Annotated in this window: 15 protein-coding genes and 3 tRNA genes; 15 read left to right on the top strand and 3 right to left on the bottom strand. The window is 52.9% G+C overall.

The window, feature by feature from the left end; all coding sequences use genetic code 11:
- Positions 1-56: 56 nt before the first annotated feature.
- The 4 genes from dcyD to sdiA all read left to right on the top strand — a co-directional run bounded on the left by dcyD (position 57) and on the right by sdiA (position 3515).
- On the top strand, positions 57-1043 hold the full coding sequence (dcyD, locus tag ABOC97_RS18770; RefSeq protein WP_349600674.1) for a D-cysteine desulfhydrase: 987 nt from the start codon (positions 57-59) through the stop codon (positions 1041-1043).
- Between the two features lie 13 nt (positions 1044-1056).
- The gene (tcyL, locus tag ABOC97_RS18765) at positions 1057-1725 is read left to right on the top strand and encodes a cystine ABC transporter permease (protein ID WP_234507504.1); all 669 of its coding nucleotides are present in this window, start codon (positions 1057-1059) and stop codon (positions 1723-1725) included.
- Positions 1722-2474 carry an L-cystine ABC transporter ATP-binding protein TcyN gene (gene tcyN, locus ABOC97_RS18760; protein ID WP_234507506.1) on the top strand — a complete coding sequence of 251 codons (753 nt, stop codon included), beginning with the start codon at positions 1722-1724 and terminating at the stop codon, positions 2472-2474. The genes tcyL and tcyN overlap by 4 nt, the downstream gene beginning before the upstream one ends.
- A gap of 318 nt (positions 2475-2792) precedes the next feature.
- Positions 2793-3515, top strand: coding sequence for a transcriptional regulator SdiA (sdiA, locus tag ABOC97_RS18755; protein WP_234507549.1), 723 nt, complete (start codon positions 2793-2795; stop codon positions 3513-3515).
- Positions 3516-3585: 70 nt separating this feature from the next.
- Here the strand turns inward: sdiA and ABOC97_RS18750 are convergent, their stop codons facing one another.
- Both ABOC97_RS18750 and ABOC97_RS24075 read right to left on the bottom strand, forming a co-directional pair.
- The gene (locus ABOC97_RS18750) at positions 3586-3810 is read right to left on the bottom strand and encodes a DUF2594 family protein (RefSeq protein WP_052283513.1); all 225 of its coding nucleotides are present in this window, start codon (positions 3808-3810) and stop codon (positions 3586-3588) included.
- A complete protein-coding gene (locus ABOC97_RS24075) occupies positions 3797-3877 on the bottom strand; it encodes a hypothetical protein (protein WP_459253830.1) in 81 nt (26 codons plus the stop codon). Before ABOC97_RS24075 ends, ABOC97_RS18750 begins: the two co-directional genes overlap by 14 nt.
- A 390-nt stretch (positions 3878-4267) precedes the next feature.
- On the opposite strand from ABOC97_RS24075, the gene uvrY reads away from it, so the two are divergent.
- The 6 genes from uvrY to ABOC97_RS18720 all read left to right on the top strand — a co-directional run bounded on the left by uvrY (position 4268) and on the right by ABOC97_RS18720 (position 7800).
- Positions 4268-4924, top strand: coding sequence for a UvrY/SirA/GacA family response regulator transcription factor (uvrY, locus tag ABOC97_RS18745; RefSeq protein WP_349600669.1), 657 nt, complete (start codon positions 4268-4270; stop codon positions 4922-4924).
- The gene (gene uvrC / locus ABOC97_RS18740) at positions 4921-6753 is read left to right on the top strand and encodes an excinuclease ABC subunit UvrC (protein ID WP_349600666.1); all 1833 of its coding nucleotides are present in this window, start codon (positions 4921-4923) and stop codon (positions 6751-6753) included. Before uvrY ends, uvrC begins: the two co-directional genes overlap by 4 nt.
- 55 nt (positions 6754-6808) lie before the next feature.
- Positions 6809-7357: a CDP-diacylglycerol--glycerol-3-phosphate 3-phosphatidyltransferase gene (gene pgsA, locus ABOC97_RS18735; protein WP_234507513.1), complete on the top strand. Its 549-nt coding sequence runs from the start codon at positions 6809-6811 to the stop codon at positions 7355-7357.
- 151 nt (positions 7358-7508) lie between these two features.
- Positions 7509-7584, top strand: a tRNA-Gly gene (locus ABOC97_RS18730).
- A 43-nt stretch (positions 7585-7627) separates the two neighbouring features.
- Positions 7628-7701, top strand: a tRNA-Cys gene (locus ABOC97_RS18725).
- A 12-nt stretch (positions 7702-7713) separates the two neighbouring features.
- Positions 7714-7800: transfer RNA gene (locus ABOC97_RS18720), tRNA-Leu, on the top strand.
- A gap of 254 nt (positions 7801-8054) precedes the next feature.
- Here the strand turns inward: ABOC97_RS18720 and ABOC97_RS18715 are convergent.
- Positions 8055-9260 carry a serine hydrolase domain-containing protein gene (locus ABOC97_RS18715; protein WP_349600732.1) on the bottom strand — a complete coding sequence of 402 codons (1206 nt, stop codon included), beginning with the start codon at positions 9258-9260 and terminating at the stop codon, positions 8055-8057.
- 538 nt (positions 9261-9798) lie between these two features.
- On the opposite strand from ABOC97_RS18715, the gene ABOC97_RS18710 reads away from it, so the two are divergent.
- From ABOC97_RS18710 to ABOC97_RS18690, 5 genes are all read left to right on the top strand, one after another.
- Complete coding sequence (locus ABOC97_RS18710) at positions 9799-10920, top strand: branched-chain amino acid ABC transporter substrate-binding protein (RefSeq protein ID WP_349600663.1); 1122 nt, start codon at positions 9799-9801, stop codon at positions 10918-10920.
- Positions 10921-10985: 65 nt separating this feature from the next.
- Positions 10986-11900 carry an ABC transporter permease subunit gene (locus ABOC97_RS18705; protein ID WP_349600729.1) on the top strand — a complete coding sequence of 305 codons (915 nt, stop codon included), beginning with the start codon at positions 10986-10988 and terminating at the stop codon, positions 11898-11900.
- 9 nt (positions 11901-11909) lie between these two features.
- The gene (livM, locus tag ABOC97_RS18700) at positions 11910-13199 is read left to right on the top strand and encodes a high-affinity branched-chain amino acid ABC transporter permease LivM (protein ID WP_349600660.1); all 1290 of its coding nucleotides are present in this window, start codon (positions 11910-11912) and stop codon (positions 13197-13199) included.
- On the top strand, positions 13196-14074 hold the full coding sequence (locus ABOC97_RS18695) for an ABC transporter ATP-binding protein (protein ID WP_349600657.1): 879 nt from the start codon (positions 13196-13198) through the stop codon (positions 14072-14074). Before livM ends, ABOC97_RS18695 begins: the two co-directional genes overlap by 4 nt.
- A complete protein-coding gene (locus tag ABOC97_RS18690) occupies positions 14071-14787 on the top strand; it encodes an ABC transporter ATP-binding protein (RefSeq protein ID WP_349600654.1) in 717 nt (238 codons plus the stop codon). The genes ABOC97_RS18695 and ABOC97_RS18690 overlap by 4 nt, the downstream gene beginning before the upstream one ends.
- Positions 14788-14836 lie beyond the last annotated feature (49 nt).

Here is a 14836-nt window from a genome sequence, read left to right as displayed (position 1 = left end):
ATGGAGCGCCTTTTTTTATTTTGGGCGCATAATAAAAACGAGACTAAGGAGATTCTATGTCACTGCAAAATTTAACCCGTTTTCCCCGTCTGGAATTTATTGGTGCGCCAACGCCGCTAGAATACCTGCCGCGTTTTTCCGATTATATTGGCCGCGATATCTTCATCAAACGCGATGACGTCACGCCGCTGGCGATGGGCGGTAACAAGCTGCGCAAGCTGGAGTTTTTAGCTGCCGATGCGCTGCGCGAAGGCGCCGACACGCTGGTCACCGCTGGGGCGATTCAGTCTAACCATGTGCGTCAGACGGCGGCGGTGGCGGCAAAACTGGGGCTGAACTGTGTGGCGCTGCTGGAAAACCCGATGGGGACCAAAGCGGAAAACTACCTCAGCAACGGCAACCGCCTGCTGCTTGATTTGTTTAATGTTCAGGTGGAAATGTGCGATGCATTGACCGATCCGAATTCGCAGCTGGCTGAGCTGGCGACGCGAATTGAAGCGCAGGGTTTTCGTCCGTACGTGATCCCGGTTGGCGGCTCAAACGCGCTGGGAGCGCTGGGCTATGTTGAAAGCGCGCTGGAAATTGCCCAGCAGTGCGAAGGGGCGGTGGCGATTTCATCGGTGGTTGTCGCATCCGGCAGCGCAGGTACTCACGCGGGCCTGGCGGTCGGTCTGGAACAGCTGATGCCTGAGGCCGAGCTGATTGGCGTGACGGTGTCGCGTAAAGTTGCCGACCAGTTGCCGAAAGTGGTGACGCTGCAACAGGAAATTGCCCGCAGCCTTGAACTAACGGCAAAAGCCGATATTACCCTGTGGGACGATTATTTCGCACCGGGCTATGGCATCCCTAATGACGAGGGCATGGAAGCGGTGAAACTGCTGGCGCGTCTGGAAGGCATCCTGCTCGATCCGGTTTACACCGGCAAGGCGATGGCGGGGCTTATCGACGGTATCAGCCAGAAACGTTTCAAAGATGAAGGGCCAATTCTGTTTGTTCATACCGGCGGCGCGCCTGCGCTGTTCGCTTACCATCCTCACATTTAAATAGAACGCGCCCATGCAAGAAAGTATTCAATTAATTATCGATTCCGCGCCGTACCTGCTTAAAGGCGCGGTCTTTACGCTCCAGCTCAGTATTGGCGGGATGTTCTTTGGTCTGGTGCTAGGGTTTATTCTCGCGCTGATGCGCATGTCGGCAATCGCCCCGATACGCTGGCTGGCGCGCTGCTATATTTCTATTTTCCGCGGCACCCCGCTGATTGCGCAGCTGTTCATGATTTACTACGGCCTGCCGCAGTTTGGCATTGAACTGGATCCTATCCCGTCAGCGATGATTGGCCTGTCGTTAAATACCGCCGCCTATGCCGCCGAAACGCTGCGCGCGGCGATTTCGTCGATTGATAAAGGGCAGTGGGAAGCCGCCGCCAGTATCGGCATGACGCCGTGGCAAACGCTGCGTCGGGCGATTTTACCGCAGGCCGCGCGCGTGGCGCTGCCGCCGCTGTCGAACAGCTTTATTAGCCTGGTGAAGGATACCTCGCTGGCCGCCACCATTCAGGTGCCGGAGTTGTTCCGCCAGGCGCAGTTGATTACCTCGCGTACCCTGGAAGTGTTCACTATGTACCTTGCTGCTTCGCTGATTTACTGGGTGATGGCCACGGTGCTGTCGGCGCTGCAGAACTATTTTGAAAACCAGCTGAACCGCCAGGAGCGAGATCCGAAATGAGCGCAATTGAAGTCAAAAACCTGGTGAAAAAATTCCACGGGCAGACGGTGCTGCACGGGATCAACCTTGAAGTGGCAGAAGGTGAGGTGGTGGCCATTATTGGGCCGAGCGGTTCCGGTAAAACCACGCTGCTGCGCAGTATTAACCTACTCGAACAGCCGGAGAGCGGCACCATCCGCGTGGGAGAGATAACCATCGATACGGCCAAACCTATTGGCCAGCAAAAAGGGCTGATCCGCCGGTTACGCCAGCATGTCGGCTTTGTCTTCCAGAGCTTCAATTTGTTCCCGCATCGAACGGTGCTGGAGAACATTATCGAAGGGCCGGTTATCGTCAAAGGTGAAGACAAGCCGGGGGCAATTGCTCGCGCTCGCGAGCTGCTTGCCAAAGTCGGACTGGTGGGAAAAGAAGGGAGCTATCCGCGTCGTCTTTCCGGCGGGCAGCAGCAGCGTGTGGCGATTGCGCGCGCGCTGGCGATGCGTCCGGACGTTATCTTGTTCGATGAGCCGACTTCGGCGCTGGATCCCGAACTGGTGGGCGAGGTGCTCAACGCCATCCGCGCACTGGCGCAGGAGAAGCGCACGATGGTTATCGTGACCCATGAGATGAGTTTTGCCCGCGACGTCGCCGACAGAGCTATCTTTATGGATCAGGGGCGCATCGTGGAAGAGGGCGAAGCCAAAGCGCTGTTTGCGAATCCTCAGCAGGCGCGTACCCGGCAGTTCCTGGAAAAATTCCTCATGCAGTAGCCTTGATTCGCGCCCTAGGCGATTGCGTGGGGCGCGAGTTAATGACTTTTTTTCCATCGCAAATGATGGACTGTCTATATCATCCCGCTTTTTATGAAAAATTTTACTTAAGGACGCCTAATCAATAGGTAGATATTATGTTGCCTGATGTTTGGGGAAAGTGCCTGGCAGCGGGAATATCGCGGCATGAGTTACGAAAATAGAGTGAATTGGGATTATTTTGTTGATGCATGATATTTTATACATATAAATAAGATTTATGTGTTAGTTTTCTGTATTCATAAAAATAATTGTTAATCAGGGGATTTCTCGTTTGTGATGAGAGACGATGATTTTTTCAGTTGGCGGCGGGAAATGCTGCATCTTTTCCAGGCAGCTTCAGTAAGTGACCAGATCTACCGAGTGCTTCAGCAGCAAACGGAACTTCTGGAGTACGATTTCTTCGCCCTGTGCGTTCGTCATCCCGTGCCTTTCACGCGGCCTAAAATTTCGGCGTATAGCACCTATCCAGACGCCTGGATGTCGCAGTACAAGTCGGCAAACTATATGGCTATTGACCCGGTGCTAAAACCCGGTAATTTTTCGTTGGGCCATTTGCGCTGGAATGACGAGTTGTTCTGTGACGCACAAGAGCTGTGGGATGCCGCGCGCGAGCACGGTTTGCAAACCGGTGCCACCCAGTGCCTGATGCTGCCAAATCACGCTCACGGCTTCTTGTCGGTGTCGAGAACCCGGACATCGCGTACTGCACGTGCCGACGATGAGATTGCGCTGCGTTTACAGATCCTGCTGGAAATGAGTCTGCTGGCGTTATTACGCCTGGAAGATGAAATGGTTATGCCGCGGGAAATGAAATTCAGCAAGCGTGAATTAGAAATTTTGAAATGGACGGCGGAAGGAAAAACGTCAGCCGAGATCTCGATGATTCTGGCTATTTCGGAAAATACGGTTAATTTTCATCAAAAGAACATGCAGAAGAAATTCAATGCGCCGAATAAAACGCAGATTGCCTGCTATGCCGCGGCGATTGGTGTGATCTGACTTGTTTTGACGTTCTGCGTGCCAGACCGCAAACCGGCTGTAAGCAATGATGCTGACAGCCGGTTTATTATTACTGGCGGTAAGCTTGTTTAATTTGCTTAACGGTGCTGGAAAAAACGGCAGCCTGAGCGTCATCTTCTAACTGCGCAATTTGCTTTTCCATCTTAATAATCACGCGGCCTGCATCTGCCTGGCCCATTGCCTGCAGCATCAGGGTCAGCAAAGACTTCAGGCAGGAAACTTCCTGCGCCAGATTTTGATTATTTTCAGCGGTGGAAAAATCAGGTGTGCTCATTTATTGCCTCGTACGATTTCTGCGCAATATGCGCGGTGCGGATTGTGAAAGCGGCGCAGTATACCACAAGCCGGAAGAAAAACAGGAGTGGCTGTTTTTTGCGCGCTGCTCAGATCTGATATTAATTATTATTTAACAGTGTATACACAGCAAGTTAGCGTTGAATTGTTTAATTCTGGTTCATGTGCCGTTAATTGTTGTTACATATTATGAGTCTTATTTATCAAATATACGATAAAACACCTGTTTACGCCGCTTAAGTCCGTCAGAGTGCTGAGTTATCCATCTTGCATCTTATTGTTTTTTAGCACTTTCCAGAAGATGTACATGATTATTTCCAAAAACGAGATCGAAATCGAAGCCTTGGCATTTTTAGACTTTCACAGTTGATATAAAACCCGGTAGTATGGGGGAATTAAGCAGTAGTAGCGTTATCCCTATTCTGGAGATTATTCCTTTGATCAACGTTTTTCTTGTTGATGACCATGAACTGGTGCGCGCAGGGATACGACGCATTCTTGAAGATATAAAAGGTATTAGAGTCACCGGCGAAGCCAACTGTGGAGAAGATGCGGTGAAGTGGTGCCGTACTAATCCGGTCGATGTTGTGCTTATGGATATGAACATGCCGGGGATCGGTGGCCTTGAGGCTACGCGTAAAATTGCGCGTTCCGCGGTCGATACCAAAGTCATTATGTTAACCGTACATACGGAGAACCCACTGCCTGCGAAAGTCATGCAGGCGGGCGCAGCTGGCTATCTAAGCAAAGGTGCTGCGCCGCAAGAGATGGTTAATGCTATTCGCTCGGTGTTCTCCGGTCAGCGTTATATTGCCTCGGATATCGCTCAGCAAATGGCATTGAGTCAGATTGAACCGGAAAAAACGGAATCGCCGTTTGCCAGTTTGTCTGAACGTGAATTGCAGATTATGCTGATGATCACTAAAGGTCAGAAGGTGAATGAGATCTCAGAGCAGTTAAGTCTGAGCCCTAAAACGGTAAACAGTTACCGCTACCGGATGTTCAGCAAGCTGAATATTCATGGCGACGTTGAACTGACCCACCTGGCAATTCGCCATGGCCTGTGCAATGCGGAGTCGTTAGCAAGTCAGTGAGTGATGTTTTTGATTCAAAAGCCTTTCTGAAAACTGTAACCAGCCAGCCCGGCGTTTATCGTATGTATGACGCCGGCGGTAAGGTTATTTATGTTGGTAAAGCCAAAGACCTCAAAAAGCGTCTTTCCAGCTATTTTCGTACCAACGTAGCCTCCCGTAAAACGGAAGCGCTCGTCGCCCAAATCGCCCAGATTGATGTCACCGTTACCCATACCGAGACGGAAGCGCTGCTGCTTGAGCACAACTACATCAAGTTGTATCAACCGCGCTATAACGTACTGCTGCGGGATGACAAATCTTATCCTTTCATCTTTCTGAGCGCCGATACTCACCCACGCCTGGCGACCCATCGCGGCGCGAAGCATGCGAAAGGTGAATATTTCGGGCCGTTCCCCAATGGCTACGCGGTTCGCGAAACGTTGGCGCTGCTGCAAAAAATCTTCCCGATTCGTCAGTGCGAGAACAGCGTTTACCGCAATCGCTCGCGCCCCTGTCTGCAGTATCAAATTGGCCGCTGCCTGGGCCCCTGCGTGACGGGGTTGGTGAGCGAAGAAGAGTATGCGCAGCAGGTTGAGTACGTACGCTTATTTCTTTCCGGCAAAGACGATCAGGTCCTCACGCAGCTTATTGCGCGGATGGAAAAGGCCAGTCAGGCGTTGGCTTTTGAAGAGGCGGCGCGCATTCGTGACCAGATCCAGGCCGTACGCCGGGTGACTGAGAAACAGTTTGTATCGAATAACGGCGACGATCTTGATGTTATCGGCGTTGCGTTTGAAGCGGGCATGGCCTGCGTACATGTGCTGTTTATTCGTCAGGGGAAAGTTCTGGGTAGCCGCAGTTATTTCCCAAAAGTTCCAAACGATACCGAATTGGGCGAAGTGGTGGAGACGTTTGTTGGCCAGTTCTATTTCCAGGGCAGCCAAATGCGTACGCTGCCGGGTGAAATCTTGCTCGACTTCGCGCTAAAAGATAAAACGCTGCTCGCGGACTCCTTATCCGAGCTGGCCGGGCGGCGCATTCAGGTACAGACAAAACCGCGCGGCGACCGTGCGCGTTACCTGAAGCTAGCGCGCACCAATGCGGTCACGGCGCTGTCGACTAAGCTGTCACAGCAGTCCACCGTGCATCAGCGTCTTCAGGCGCTGGCCGCTCAGCTGAACCTGCCGGCCATAAAACGCATGGAGTGCTTCGATATCAGCCATACGATGGGGGAGCAGACCGTCGCCTCCTGCGTGGTATTTGATGCCAATGGTCCGCTGCGGGCGGAGTATCGCCGCTATAATATTACCGGCATTACGCCAGGCGATGACTACGCTGCGATGAATCAGGTTTTGCGCCGCCGCTACGGTAAAGCCATTGATGAAAGCAAAATCCCCGATGTCATTTTGATTGACGGCGGGAAAGGGCAACTGGGGCAGGCGAAGACAGTATTTGCCGAGCTGGACGTGCCGTGGGATAAACACCATCCTCTGCTCCTGGGCGTCGCTAAAGGCAGCGATCGTAAAGCCGGGCTGGAGACACTATTCTTTGAACCGGAAGGTGAGGGGTTTAGTTTGCCGCCGGACTCACCCGCGCTGCATGTGATTCAGCACATTCGCGATGAATCGCACGATCACGCCATTTCTGGCCATCGTAAGAAACGGGCGAAGGTGAAGAGCACCAGTACGCTGGAGACGATTGAAGGAGTGGGGCCGAAACGGCGTCAGATGTTGCTCAAGTATATGGGCGGTTTGCAGGGTTTGCAGCAGGCAACCATCGATGACATCGCGAAAGTGCCCGGAATATCGCTTGGGTTAGCAGAAAAGATCTTCTACTCGTTGAAACATTAGGGGCTCTGTAGCAACATAGGGCTAATATTTACTAACAACAGATAGTTACCACGCCATGCAATATAATATCCCTACATTGCTTACGTTGTTCCGCGTCATCCTGATACCGTTTTTCGTGCTGGCGTTCTACCTTCCCGTTGTCTGGTCACCGTTTGCCTGCGCGCTGATCTTCTTTATTGCCGCGATAACCGACTGGTTTGATGGTTATCTGGCCCGTCGCTGGAACCAAAGCACCCGGTTCGGCGCATTCCTCGATCCGGTTGCGGATAAAGTGATGGTGGCCATCGCGATGGTGCTGGTGGCTGAGCACTACCACACCTGGTGGGTAACATTGCCTGCGGCGACCATGATTGCTCGCGAAATTATTATCTCTGCGCTGCGTGAATGGATGGCGGAGCTGGGTAAACGCAGCAGCGTTGCCGTATCGTGGGTGGGGAAAGTGAAAACCACCGCGCAGATGACCGCACTGGTCTGGATGCTGTGGCGGCCAAATATGTGGGTTGAGTGGGCAGGAATTGCGTTATTCCTGGTCGCGGCGGTACTGACGCTATGGTCAATGCTGCAATATTTGAACGCTGCGCGCGGCGATTTGCTTCAAGAGTGATCGTTTCGCCGTTATTTTCAGCAAACGACACCAAGTTGCGAAAAATACCGTTGACTCACCGCGCCAGATAAGTAGAATGCAACGCATCGAACGGCAGCACTGATTGCCAGACGATAGCAAAATCAAGTGGTTAGCAAATCAACTTGATAATGCGGGAATAGCTCAGTTGGTAGAGCACGACCTTGCCAAGGTCGGGGTCGCGAGTTCGAGTCTCGTTTCCCGCTCCAAATTAAAAACATCGGCAGTTGCGGGTGTTATTAAAGCTTCAAAGGCGCGTTAGCAAAGCGGTTATGTAGCGGATTGCAAATCCGTCTAGTCCGGTTCGACTCCGGAACGCGCCTCCACTTTCTTCCCGAGCCCGGATGGTGGAATCGGTAGACACAAGGGATTTAAAATCCCTCGGCGTTCGCGCTGTGTGGGTTCAAGTCCCACTCCGGGTACCATGGGAAAGCAAAGAATAATCAAAGCAATAAGCAGTGTCGTGAAACCACCTACGGGTGGTTTTTTTGTTTTTGTACCTTTGCTTGATCATTCGATTTCGCCGTAAGGGCAGAGGCTCAGCGCATGCATTTTCGTAGAATCATCAACGAGAGTATAAGTTAACTCTGGTTTAGCTGGGCTGATTTCGCCTCGGTATACGAAATGATCATGCAATCTATCTCCTGGCAACCAGAGCGGAGATAGGCGGTACCGAAGTCTAATTTTTCGCGAAACGGTTGCCAGAGATATGGCGATCGTTTTTCGCCATATCTATCAATAGCGTCATGCCAATATAGTTGCTCCAGTTAAAAGCATTTTGCAGCACCACGACCGCATTGCCTTTTTCTTTATCAAAACCGATAAAGCTGGAGTAGCCGCCAATATAGCCTACTTGATAAGTGATTTTTTCCCGACCGATAAAATCGGTTACCCAGGCAAGATCCTGTGAACCATCGGGGCGTTGAAAATAGATATTGCTGACTTCGGAAAATACCACATCCAGCACGCTGTCGTCGGTTTTTGACACGTGATAGCGGGCATAGGCGATCAAATCTTCGGCGTTACTGTATAAACTCGCCGCCGCCACCATGTTATTGGTGAAATGCCAATCGGGAGTTAACTGTCCGCGCGGGATGAATTTGGGCTGGTCGCCTGCGTGACCAAGCGCTCGCTGTGGGAAACCTTGCAATTTCTGTGGAATAAAGCTGCTGTTAGCCATTTTTAGTGGTCGAAAAATAAAGAGCGACGCTAAAGTCTGTATATCCTCGCCAGTTTTATATTTTAGAATGTAACCGATAAGTGCATAGCCGAGATTGGAGTATTCCGGTGTTTTACTTTTTGGCGCTCGCCAGTCGGCTAAATAATGCAGCACGTTATTGCTATCCAGTTCGCCATAAAAATTTTCACCACTCCCTAAATAGCCGATGAATTTTTCCAGCATCCGAAAATCCATATTCTGGCGCGGCAGGCCGGAGGTGTGAGTGACCAGTTCCAGCAAGGAAATGTTTTGTGCATCTGCGCTGAGTGGCGTGCCTGGCGGTAACAGGGTCGCCAGTTTATCATCCCAACGGAGTTGTCCTTCGTTCACCAGGCATGCCACCACTTCTGCCGTTACCCCCTTGCTGAGAGAACCGAGGGCAAACAGGGTATCTGGCTTGACGGGGTAGCGATGGACTGCATCGGTTACGCCCCAGCTGTAAAACTGCGGCTCACCGTGATTGTGGATCACCGCGACGGTCATCCCAGAGACGCTTTTTTGCGTCATATAGTGACGTACCAGGCTATCAACGTCGCCATCCAGCGATTGATGAGTGAGGAGTTCCTGAGTACCTGCCGGGGAGGACATTTGTGAGAGCGTGCCGCAGCCGCTGAGTAGCGGGATAACAAACAGCATCCAGTGAAATCGGGTAGTAATGTTCTGCATACCTGTTGTTGTGTGGGTTGTCATCGGCGCGCGGGAAATGTACCACACTCGGCGCTCTTCAAACGCACTGTTTGCTATATTTTGGCCGCCAGGTCGGCTGTTTTCGTTGTTTTTCAGAACTATTACCCAGAACCATCCGGATGGTTTTCTTGTTTTTGTCCTCGGCCCCAGCTGCACCCTAAACATCCCGCGTTTGCACCATCAGCTAACATAACCCGTGCATTTTGCAGCAAAAATGCGCAAAGCGTGACTATTGCATTATTTATGTACTTTATTGTTAACCAGATGTGATCACCACCGTAATTTCACTTCATCGCACCGGAAGCCCCAAAACGGCGCTCTATACTCAAAATTGTCGAATTCCGGGCAGTGGTGCGCAAAGTTGGCAACCATTTTGCTTAATGATTTGGCCTGAAAAGCGTAAGGAAACCTCGCCGTTATCAGCAGGATATTGTCAGGATGTCGTTTGTTTGGTGAACGTGCCAGTCGTTCGGCTTCACACCGCTATGCATAAACCTCTTTGCTAAGGTAGATAATAATGTCGCTGAAATTGATTAGAAGTCCGCTTTCTCTTGTGTTGGCAGGTTGTCTGGTGACGGCGTTTTCCGCCCAGGCTGATATTGTGATTGGCGTTGCCGGGCCATTTACCGGGCCAAACGCCACTTACGGCGATCAGTACTGGCACGGTGCGACTCAGGCCGCGGAGGACATTAACGCCGCTGGGGGGATCAACGGCGAAAAAATTAAACTGGTACAGGGCGATGATGCCTGCGAACCGAAGCAGGCCGTGTCGGTGGCTAACCGTCTGGTCGATCAGGACAAAGTGCAGGCCGTCGTCGGTCATTTCTGCTCTTCTTCTACTATGCCTGCGTCAGAGGTTTACAGCGACGCAGGGATTATCGCTATCACCCCAGGCTCCACCAACCCGTTGATTACCGAACGCGGGATGAACGACATGTTCCGCATGTGCGGTCGTGATGATCAGCAGGGCGGAGTGGCCAGCGATTTCATCATCGACAAGCTCAAAGCCAAACGCGTGGTGATTATTCACGACAAAGACACTTACGGACAAGGGCTGGCAGATGCTACCCGTGCGGCGCTGGCCAAGCGCGGCGTGAAGGACGTGATGTATGAAGGGCTGTCGCGCGGTGAAAAAGACTTTAACGCACTAGTGACCAAAATTGGTGCCCAGAAACCGGACGTCGTGTTCTTCGGTGGCTGTCACCCGGAAGCGGGCCCGCTGGTGCGCCAGATGCGTGAGCAGGGGGTACAGGCAGCATTCTTCTCCGGCGATTGTATCGTCAATGAAGAGATGGTTACTGCGGCGGGTGGCCCACAGTATACCAAGGGCATCTATATGACCTTCGGCAAAGATCCGCGACTGCTCCCGGAGGGCAAAGCAGTTATCGAAAAATTCCGTGCCAACAAGTTTGAGCCGGAAGGCTACACCCTTTACTCCTATGCCTCTATTCAGGCCATCGCTGCGGCGTTTAAAGCTACCGGCGGTACCGATTCAACCAAAGCCAGCGCCTGGTTGAAAGCTAACCCGGTGGAAACCGTGATGGGCAAAAAAGCGTGGGACAGCAAAGGCGACCTGAAAGTCTCGGACTACGTCGTTTATCAGTGGGATGACAAAGGCAAATATAAAGAAGTCAAGTAACGCTCAGCGCCGGTATGGTGACATACCGGCGCTCAATAATAGGCCTATAACAAGAGCGCACGATGATGGAGACATTCTTTCTGCAGCAGTTAGTCAATGGCTTGACGCTCGGTTCAGTTTACGGATTGATAGCCATTGGTTACACCATGGTGTACGGCATTATTGGCATGATTAACTTCGCTCACGGCGAAGTGTATATGATCTCGGCTTACCTCTGCGCCATCGGTCTGGCGCTGCTGTCCTTCTTCGGTTTGCACTCATTCCCGCTTCTGATCCTCGGCACGCTGGTGTTTACCATCGTTGTTACCGGTGTCTATGGCTGGACGATTGAGCGCATTGCCTATAAGCCACTGCGCAACTCGACGCGCCTGGCACCGCTGATCTCCGCTATCGGCATGTCATTGATTCTGCAAAACTATGCGCAAATCAGCCAGGGGCCACGCCAGCAGGGCGTGCCGACAATGCTTGACGGCGTGCTGCGTCTGCATCTTGGCGAAGGATTTGTGCAAATAACCTATACCAAAATCTTTATTCTGCTGGCCTCGTTTGCCGGGATGCTGCTGCTGACCTGGATTATCGGCCACACCCGCTTAGGGCGGATGTGCCGCGCGGTGCAACAGGATCGCAAAATGGCCTCCATTCTGGGGATCAACACCGACCGGGTTATTTCACTGGTATTTATGATTGGTGCGGCGATGGCGGGCCTTGCCGGGGTGCTTATCACCATGAACTACGGAACCTTTGATTTCTACGCCGGATTTATTATCGGCATCAAAGCGTTCACCGCTGCGGTACTCGGCGGAATAGGCTCCCTGCCGGGGGCGATGCTCGGCGGGCTGCTGCTGGGGATTGCCGAAGCGCAGTTTTCCGGCATGGTGAACTCGGACTACAAAGACGTATTTTCCTTCGGTCTGCTGGTGGTGATCCTCATCTTCCGTCCGCAGGGCCTGCTCGGTCGCCCGATTGTGGCCAAAGTGTAGGAGCTGAACATGACGACTTTAACCGCTTCACACGATGGTTTTTCGCTTAAACGCTGCGTTCTGGACACCATTTTTTCCGGGCTAGTGGCATTAATTCTCTTTGGCCCCATCGTCGGCGTGGTGCTGGACGGCTATAGCTTTAACTTCGAAGGGCAACGGCTGGTGTGGATCATCGCGGCAGTGATGGTGGGACGATTTCTGCTTAGCGCGTTTCTGATGACCCAGACTGGACGCCGATTTGCCGCACGCTTTGAAGGCGATAGCGCCGGGGTGTACGTCCGTCCGGCGGGCTACAAAAGCCGGATGCGCTGGGTTATCCCGTTGATGTTGGCACTGGCTGTCTGCTTCCCGTTTGTCGCCACTAAATATGTGCTGACCGTCGCGATCCTGGGTTTGATTTATGTCCTGCTGGGGCTAGGACTCAACATTGTAGTCGGTTTGGCCGGTCTGCTGGATCTGGGCTACGTGGCCTTCTACGCCATTGGCGCCTATGGCCTCGCGCTGGGCTATCAGTATTTGGGGCTGGGTTTCTGGTCCATGTTGCCTATCGCGGCGCTGATGGCCGCTGCCGCCGGGGCGCTGCTCGGTTTTCCAGTCTTGCGTATGCACGGTGATTATCTGGCGATCGTCACGCTCGGTTTCGGCGAGATTATCCGTCTTATCCTCAATAACTGGCTGAGCTTTACCGGCGGCCCGAACGGGATCTCTGCACCGCCGCCAACCTTCTTCGGGCTTGAGTTTGGCCGCCGCGCCAAAGAAGGCGGCGTGCCGTTCCACGAGTTTTTCCATTTGAGCTACAACCCCAACATGAAGTTTATTTTTATCTACGCGGTGTTAGTGCTGGTGGTGTTGCTGGTGCTGTACATCAAACATCGCCTGACGCGAATGCCGATTGGCCGCGCATGGGAAGCGCTGCGTGAAGATGAGATTGCCTGTCGCTCAATGGGGCTAAATCACGTGCTGGTGAAGCTCTCAGCCTTTACCCTCGGAGCGTCAACGGCGGGGATTGCCGGGGTGTTCTTCGCCACTTATCAAGGCTTTGTGAACCCGACTTCATTTACCTTTTTCGAGTCGGCGTTGATCCTCGCCATCGTGGTGCTGGGCGGTATGGGCTCGACCGTCGGCGTGGTGCTGGCAGCCTTTGTCCTCACCGTCACCCCGGAACTGCTGCGCAGTTTTGCGGAATACCGCGTGCTGTTGTTTGGCGTGCTGATGGTGGTGATGATGATCTGGCGGCCACGCGGCCTAATCCGCATTAATCGCAGCGGCTATGCCGTGCGTAAAGGAGTCGCACCATGAACCGCGATGTGATTTTACGCGTGGAGCATCTGATGATGCATTTCGGCGGTATTAAAGCGCTAAACGACGTTAACCTCGAAGTGGAGCGCGGGTCGATAACCGCGCTTATCGGGCCAAACGGTGCGGGAAAAACCACGGTATTTAACTGTTTGACCGGTTTCTACAAAGCCTCCGGTGGCCATATTCTGTTTAATGCGCGGGGCAAAACCACCAACGTCATTCAGATCCTTGGGCAGAAATTCCAGCCGGGCGATTGGCTGAATCCGGCGCAACTTGGTTCTCGAGTCTTCTACAAAATGTTTGGCGGCACGCACCTGGTTAATCGGGCGGGGCTGGCGCGAACGTTTCAGAATATCCGCTTATTCCGGGAGATGTCGGTGGTGGAAAACCTGCTGGTCGCCCAGCATATGCAGGTCAACCGCAATCTGCTTGCCGGGGTGCTGAATACGCCAGCCTACCGCCGGGCGGAAAGTGATGCATTGGATCGCGCTTTTTACTGGCTGGAGGTGGTGGGTCTTGTTGATTGCGCTAACCGCCTGGCAGGAGAGATGTCATATGGCCAGCAGCGACGGCTGGAGATTGCGCGAGCAATGTGTACCGGGCCGGAGATTCTCTGCCTCGATGAACCTGCCGCCGGACTGAACCCGGTGGAGACGCTGGCGTTGAGCAAAATCATCCGTTTTCTGCGGGAACATCACGCGATAACCGTCTTATTGATTGAACATGATATGGGAATGGTGATGGAGATTTCGGACGATATTATCGTGCTTGATCATGGCGATGTGATTGCGCAGGGCAAAGCGGAACAGATTCAACATGACGAAAAGGTGATTGCCGCCTATCTGGGCGCCAGTGAAGATGAGGTTCATCTATGAGCGAGCCGATGCTGGAGTTTCGTGAAGTGGATGTGTTCTACGGCGTGATTCAGGCGCTTAAACAGGTGTCATTGCAGGTCAATAAGGGTGAAACCGTGTCGCTGATTGGCGCCAACGGTGCGGGAAAGTCGACGCTGCTGATGTCAATTTTCGGCCAGCCGCGGGTGCGCAGTGGGCAGATCTTGTTTAGCGGCGAAGATATCAGCCATAAATCGACCCACTTTGTCGCCTCGGCGGGCATTGCGCAGGCTCCCGAAGGGCGACGCATCTTCCCTGATATGACCGTCGAAGAAAATTTGCTGATGGGGACCATTCCAATCGGCAACAAATATGCAGCCGAAGATCTGCAAAGCATGTTCGATCTCTTCCCGCGTCTGAAGGAACGGCGTAAACAGCGGGCGATGACCATGTCCGGCGGCGAACAGCAGATGTTGGCGATTGCCCGTGCGCTGATGAGCCGTCCCAAGCTGCTGTTGCTGGATGAACCGAGTCTGGGTCTGGCGCCGATTGTGGTGAAACAGATCTTCCAGACGTTACGCGAGCTGGCGCGAAACGGCATGACCATCTTTCTGGTTGAGCAAAACGCCCACCACGCGCTCAAACTCTCGGATCGCGGCTACGTGATGGTCAACGGGCAAATTCGTCTTAGCGGCAGCGGCGAAGAACTATTGGGTAATGAGGATGTACGGAAGGCCTATCTGGGCGGCGTATAGCGAGATGGGGTAATGATGCTGGAGTTCAGCGGTAAACTCCTGCATCATT

This window comes from Kluyvera huaxiensis (assembly GCF_040149365.1).
Classification (GTDB): Bacteria; Pseudomonadota; Gammaproteobacteria; order Enterobacterales; family Enterobacteriaceae; genus Kluyvera; species Kluyvera intermedia_A.
The sequence above is the reverse complement of the archived record's forward strand: the minus strand, read 5'-3'. Positions and strand labels throughout refer to the sequence as shown.